The organism is Segetibacter koreensis DSM 18137, assembly GCF_000374045.1.
GTDB lineage: Bacteria > Bacteroidota > Bacteroidia > Chitinophagales > Chitinophagaceae > Segetibacter > Segetibacter koreensis.
Genome location: NZ_KB893356.1, coordinates 1 through 5,028, shown reverse-complemented (window position 1 = coordinate 5,028; position 5,028 = coordinate 1). Strand labels below are relative to the sequence as shown.

The 5,028-nt window shown below is 38.2% G+C and carries 7 protein-coding genes; 1 reads left to right on the top strand and 6 read right to left on the bottom strand.

Annotated elements, in window-relative coordinates:
- Nucleotides 1-240: 240 nt before the first annotated feature.
- From B154_RS0121315 to B154_RS29390, 6 genes are all read right to left on the bottom strand, one after another.
- Nucleotides 241-654, bottom strand: a complete 414-nt coding sequence (locus tag B154_RS0121315; RefSeq protein ID WP_018616389.1) for a hypothetical protein — start codon at nucleotides 652-654, stop codon at nucleotides 241-243.
- 344 nt (nucleotides 655-998) lie between these two features.
- Nucleotides 999-2,615: a type I restriction-modification enzyme R subunit C-terminal domain-containing protein gene (locus B154_RS0121310; RefSeq protein WP_026260346.1), complete on the bottom strand. Its 1,617-nt coding sequence runs from the start codon at nucleotides 2,613-2,615 to the stop codon at nucleotides 999-1,001.
- A gap of 35 nt (nucleotides 2,616-2,650) precedes the next feature.
- Nucleotides 2,651-2,848, bottom strand: coding sequence for a hypothetical protein (locus B154_RS33480; RefSeq protein WP_026260345.1), 198 nt, complete (start codon nucleotides 2,846-2,848; stop codon nucleotides 2,651-2,653).
- A gap of 220 nt (nucleotides 2,849-3,068) precedes the next feature.
- On the bottom strand, nucleotides 3,069-3,224 hold the full coding sequence (locus tag B154_RS31605; protein ID WP_018616388.1) for a T9SS type A sorting domain-containing protein: 156 nt from the start codon (nucleotides 3,222-3,224) through the stop codon (nucleotides 3,069-3,071).
- 360 nt (nucleotides 3,225-3,584) lie between these two features.
- Nucleotides 3,585-4,016, bottom strand: a complete 432-nt coding sequence (locus B154_RS0121295) for a type II toxin-antitoxin system VapC family toxin (protein WP_018616387.1) — start codon at nucleotides 4,014-4,016, stop codon at nucleotides 3,585-3,587.
- Entirely contained in the window at nucleotides 4,006-4,254 is a 249-nt protein-coding gene (locus B154_RS29390) for a DUF6364 family protein (protein WP_018616386.1), read from the bottom strand. The genes B154_RS0121295 and B154_RS29390 overlap by 11 nt, the downstream gene beginning before the upstream one ends.
- Nucleotides 4,255-4,803: 549 nt before the next feature.
- On the opposite strand from B154_RS29390, the gene B154_RS29385 reads away from it, so the two are divergent.
- A partial coding sequence (locus tag B154_RS29385) for a heparan-alpha-glucosaminide N-acetyltransferase domain-containing protein (RefSeq protein WP_026260396.1) occupies nucleotides 4,804-5,028 on the top strand: 225 nt, incomplete at its 3' end.

Sequence of the window (5,028 nt, the reverse complement as noted above, 5' to 3'; positions counted from 1 at the left end):
CACCGCTTTCCAATTTTTTCAACCGGATCAACTACCGAAAAGGAAGAGTGTCAGCGATCAGTGCAACAGCAAGAAAGCTGGCAGTGATTATATGGAATATGGTGATAAAAGCAACCATATAACAACGAACACGGCTATGAATTCTTAGATCAAAAGCGCAAAAGAAAAGTGCAGGAAATGAGAAAGCTTATTCATAAGTTTGATATAAAGACTGATGAATTAGGGCTGCAATTCAACTGCTTATAAAACGTTAGTCAGAATATTATTGCTAAGTAGCCTTTCAAAAAAACTCCACAGGCGATTTATCTCATTATTATTACGACCATGTTTGTATGGAAAATACCACACGTTTCTTGCGTCAGAAGAAGGAACTCCGCATATGTCCTTAACTTCAATAGCTATATTCATTACTTCACAAACCTTCCTTAATACCAGCTTGTTCCTTAAGGGGCCATGTTTATAGATATAACTAAAAAAAGTAAAAGGATCAATTTCTGTTAAGGGTACTTTATTATCTTCAACGTCTTCATCATTAAAACCATCCACCCCAGCTTGTTTTAAAATTTCAATTAGCTCAAGTTGATTGTCTCGATAACCAAGAAGTTTTTCTGCAATTGCCTGATGGGCTTCAATCCAGGTGAAAATTAGTTTCATGTTGTTCAAAATTGTACTATTAGATGAAAAGGTGTATGTATTTATTGCTCAAACTATAACGTTTGATTTATAAGAATTTCTCTCATGAGTTTTAGTTTGTGATCTTCGTTTCTATTTCAAAAACATTAAGGTATCAATACTCCATCCTGAACAGCTTTCTCTTAACCCTAATAACACAATGTTTGATTAAAATAATCAAGGTTGTTTCTTCTGCTGAAGCAACTACTTCAGTACAAGAGTGCGACGCAACGGCTGTTTCATAGTAGCAATGCAGTTTGGTTCATAAAAACACCCCGCTTCGGTTTAGGAGATTGCTTCGTCGTGCCTCCTCGCAATGACGGGTATTATGCCACCAAACTTTCATTTAATTCATTAATAATTTCATCCGTTTGTTCGCCAAACAACTGCCACATCTTACCCAGCCCGCCTTGCTTGTTGAAAGGGTCGAGTTCGAAATCATCCCTGTCTACGTGAAACGAGTTGGCTATGTAATCCTTTATCATCCGCAGCCATTGTACCTGTTCTTCGGTGTACTTGAGTGTGCCTGCCTGTTTCTTAAAGATCCAGTCCTGGAAATTCTTATCTACCGTTTTATCGAAACTGGTAAGGATAGCATCCATTCCACTTACTTTACGTATGAGCGATACCAATGCAATTAATTCGTTCTTTGGCTGGCCTTTTACCTTTTCAAGTTGGTTGTATGCCTGCCATACGTGCAAAGGAGCAAGAACAGGCTTAGTTGTTTTAATAGTTTCTACCAGGTCTTTAATCATCTTATAACTCAACTCACGCCTTTGGTAAGGTTGAGCATAAAATATTTGCAATGCCGTTATCTCTGTCTTGTGTTGTTCTATCCATGCTTTAAAATCGTGAACTGTATTTTCAGCAGCAGCTTTGTTATCCTTTACCCAACCAATGTTTACTATTTCATCGGGATTAATAGTATCAATAACCTGGTCGTATTTTTTACGAATGTCAATAATATAGTTGCGAAGATCAGGGTCGTTGAATACCGCTGTAGCCTTTTCAATTGGTTGTGAGTGGTGAGTTGTCAGTAGTGAGTTTATTTGTTCTGGTGATGCTCCCGGGTTTTCACCTTCAACCTTACACCTTACACCTTCTACCGTATCTGCGTCATATGCATTCAACAACTCCTTTACTACATGATTGATGGTTTGCCCGCCTGCTTTTTCGGCAAAGCTCATCTTTTCCTTTTCGTTGATCTGTTTATCTAAACGGATAAGGCGATTGGCTAAGGTGGTCAACATGTCTTCGCTGGTATCGCCTAAGTGTATTCTTTCCAACACTTCCTTGAGGCTCATGCCTGGTTTCTTTTCCAGTGGATGGCTATAATACAACCTTTGAATAGTACTGATATACACCTGGCTATCGTGAGGAATAAAAGAACTGCTTAACCTTGTAACGCCATATAACTCCGGAAAGAGCCGGTTGTCGTCCTGCGGTTCAAACCGCCTGAATTCCTGCTCTGCCTGTTCACCAAGGTTCTTGGTATTTACAAGGAATAAAATGCGTTTTGCCTTGGCAAACTTTAATAAGCGATAAATACTGGTAATGGCAGTAAAGGTTTTACCTGAACCAGTGGCCATTTGTACCAGTGCCTTTGGCCTGTTTTCCCTGAATGACTTTTCTAAATTATTGATGGCGGTTACCTGGCAATCTCTTAAGCCAGCCCCCACCCTGCCTCCCCCTTCTGGGGAGGAGAAAGAAGGTGAAACAGGTATATCAAAAACCTTTGCTCGTAACGTTTTTGTCTCTCTTATCAGAACCTCTAATGTCTCTGGGCGATGAAAAGTAAACACAGGCCTTGAACGGGGTTTGGGATCACGGTAATCAGTAAAACGAGTTACTTCACCTGTACTTTCATAAACAAAAGACAATGGATCGTTGATAATGTACTTGAGCTTTGCAGTTGCATAATCGGCAGACTGATCTTCGTGCACAGTAAGCCGAACACCTTCTTCCTCACGTTTGGCTTCTATAACACCAACGGTTTTTTATTTACAAAGAGGATATAATCAGCAGGACCAATGTCTGTGTGGTATTCTCGAACGGCAACACCAACAGCGGCAGCAAGGTTAATTTGTTTTTTAGATTGCACCAGCCAACCCGATGCGAGAAGCATTTTGTCAATTTGGTCGCGGACAAGCTGTTCGGGATTCTGGTTAGCAGTCAATGGTTGAACTTAGATTTGCTAATGTAGACTTTTTTTCAACCCGTCCAACCACATATTTATGTGATTTTTAAAATGATATAAAAGTTGGAAGGGTAAATGGAATTTTGTCGCCTGGTAAAGAAAAGGGGGCTGAGATAGAAATCCCGCCCCGTTTTTATCCAATATTCTATGAAAAACCAAGAATAAGAGTGATTATTTTTTAAAAAGGTTGCTGAGCTCTCTACAACTTTACAAATTGTTGATGCATCACCTTATCTCCAGTTACCACTTTTAGGGTGTATATTCCACTAACAAGAGTTGATACATCCAGTTCCACAATTTGATCAGACGCATTTGTTTGTATAGTTTTCGCTACAACTTCTAAAGCGGATATCATGGAAAGTAGGCTTCATCTGATTCACTAGCCTCGGTTAGCCATTTTAAAAGAGGACTGTTTGTCCCGGCAGAATAGACAAGGCCAGCAAACACTTTATCAGTTGGTTATTAACGCTCTCACAATAGGCCAAAAGCTTGTTTTTAAATTGGAATCGTTTCAACACCTTCATTTTAAGCTAAATATCTATCTCTATTTGCTGATTTATTTGCCGATACAGAAAGTAACAGCATCTGAAAGTCAATTAGTTAAATTATCAGGGTACAAATAAGGTCCACAAAAAACGGTTGAAAAGGTACAAAAAGCGATTGCAGTTATTTAACCGGTAATCTCCCCTCTTAATTCTTGGTGTTCTCTATCAGTTTACTTTTTATTTAATTTTAGAAACTGGCTGGGCGTGACAACCGGTAATTGACCTATTGCTTTCTTGTAGTCTTTAATATTAGAAGTTACAAAATAATTTATTCCTTTTACTTCAATTGCAGTAAAATATTGAACGGCATCCTCTAAATCATCAAACCCTGCTCTTAGAGCCTGGCGAAAAGATGCGTTTGAGGTATTAACCAGTTGGGTATAAGTAAGGGTTAATTCTAAGACCTCAATGATTTCGAAGTTTTTCAGTGCTTGCTTGCGAAGTACATAAATGATATTGACCAGGTTATTAGCTGAAGTAAACAGGCTAATTTGTTCTGTTGCCGCTTGTCGCAATATCAATTCAGAATCTTTCCAGTTAGCTGTCCTTTCAAGAAAAACATCGAGAAAAACATTAGTATCAATAAATACTTTATATGCCATACTTACCGTTTAAACCTTCTTCTTTAGCTTTTTTCCAATCGACCTGAGGCTCGGTAACTTTTCCTTGCATTATTTTTTTGATTTTATCAACTGCGTTTTCTTCTGCATCGTCTTTCTCCGGTAATGAATTTATATATTCTTCAATTAGTTTACTTACGCTTTTACCGCGTCTGAAAGAAATGCGTTTTGCTTTCCTTACGATTTCTTCATTTATACTTAAAGTCAGTTTAACGGTCATGGCTCAAATTTCTTCCAATGTACGTATACTTTTTAAATATACGTATAACAGGCATTTAATTTTTTATTAAGAAAAGAGAGATGAGATTTCGAACTTAAATGAATAGGTAAGATCAAATCTGCAGGATGTAATTTCAAAGAGGGATTACTGCGTTCATTACTCCCCAGCGCACTCTCCAAATTTTCCGCTATCTCCTCTGCTAATACATTACGATCACGAAGGTTACCTATGTCGCCAAGCAATTAGTCTTTTAATCAGCTGATGTCTAAAAAAGCTTTATCACGGGCAAGGATTTCTTTGTAAGTAAACATCTTCCAACGGCGTTCTGTGTTCTGGATTGGATGCGAAACTATAATCAAAAGACTGCTCTTTAAACAAAACCTTACAAGGAATAGCGTTAAAGGGTGGAGTAGATAGGGTGCGCCTGTTTTATAAATACCAAACACAAATAGCTTAACCAGCCAAAGAATGACAATATGTTTGGTGATGTACAACAACAAGTTGAAAGCGTGAATATTAAAACGTAAATTAGGACTCTTAACCTGCTTTATGAGTACTACTATAGTTCAACCAAAGCAACGCATACANNNNATTGATATGTTGCGGGGAATTGTAATGCTTATAATGGCGCTGGACCATGTTCGTGATTTTTTACACGTAACTGCATCCACAGATTCGCCCACCAATCTTGATACAACTACTCCGCAGTTATTTTTTACAAGATGGATAACGCATTTTTGTGCACCCGCATTTGTTTTTCTTTCGGGTACTTCT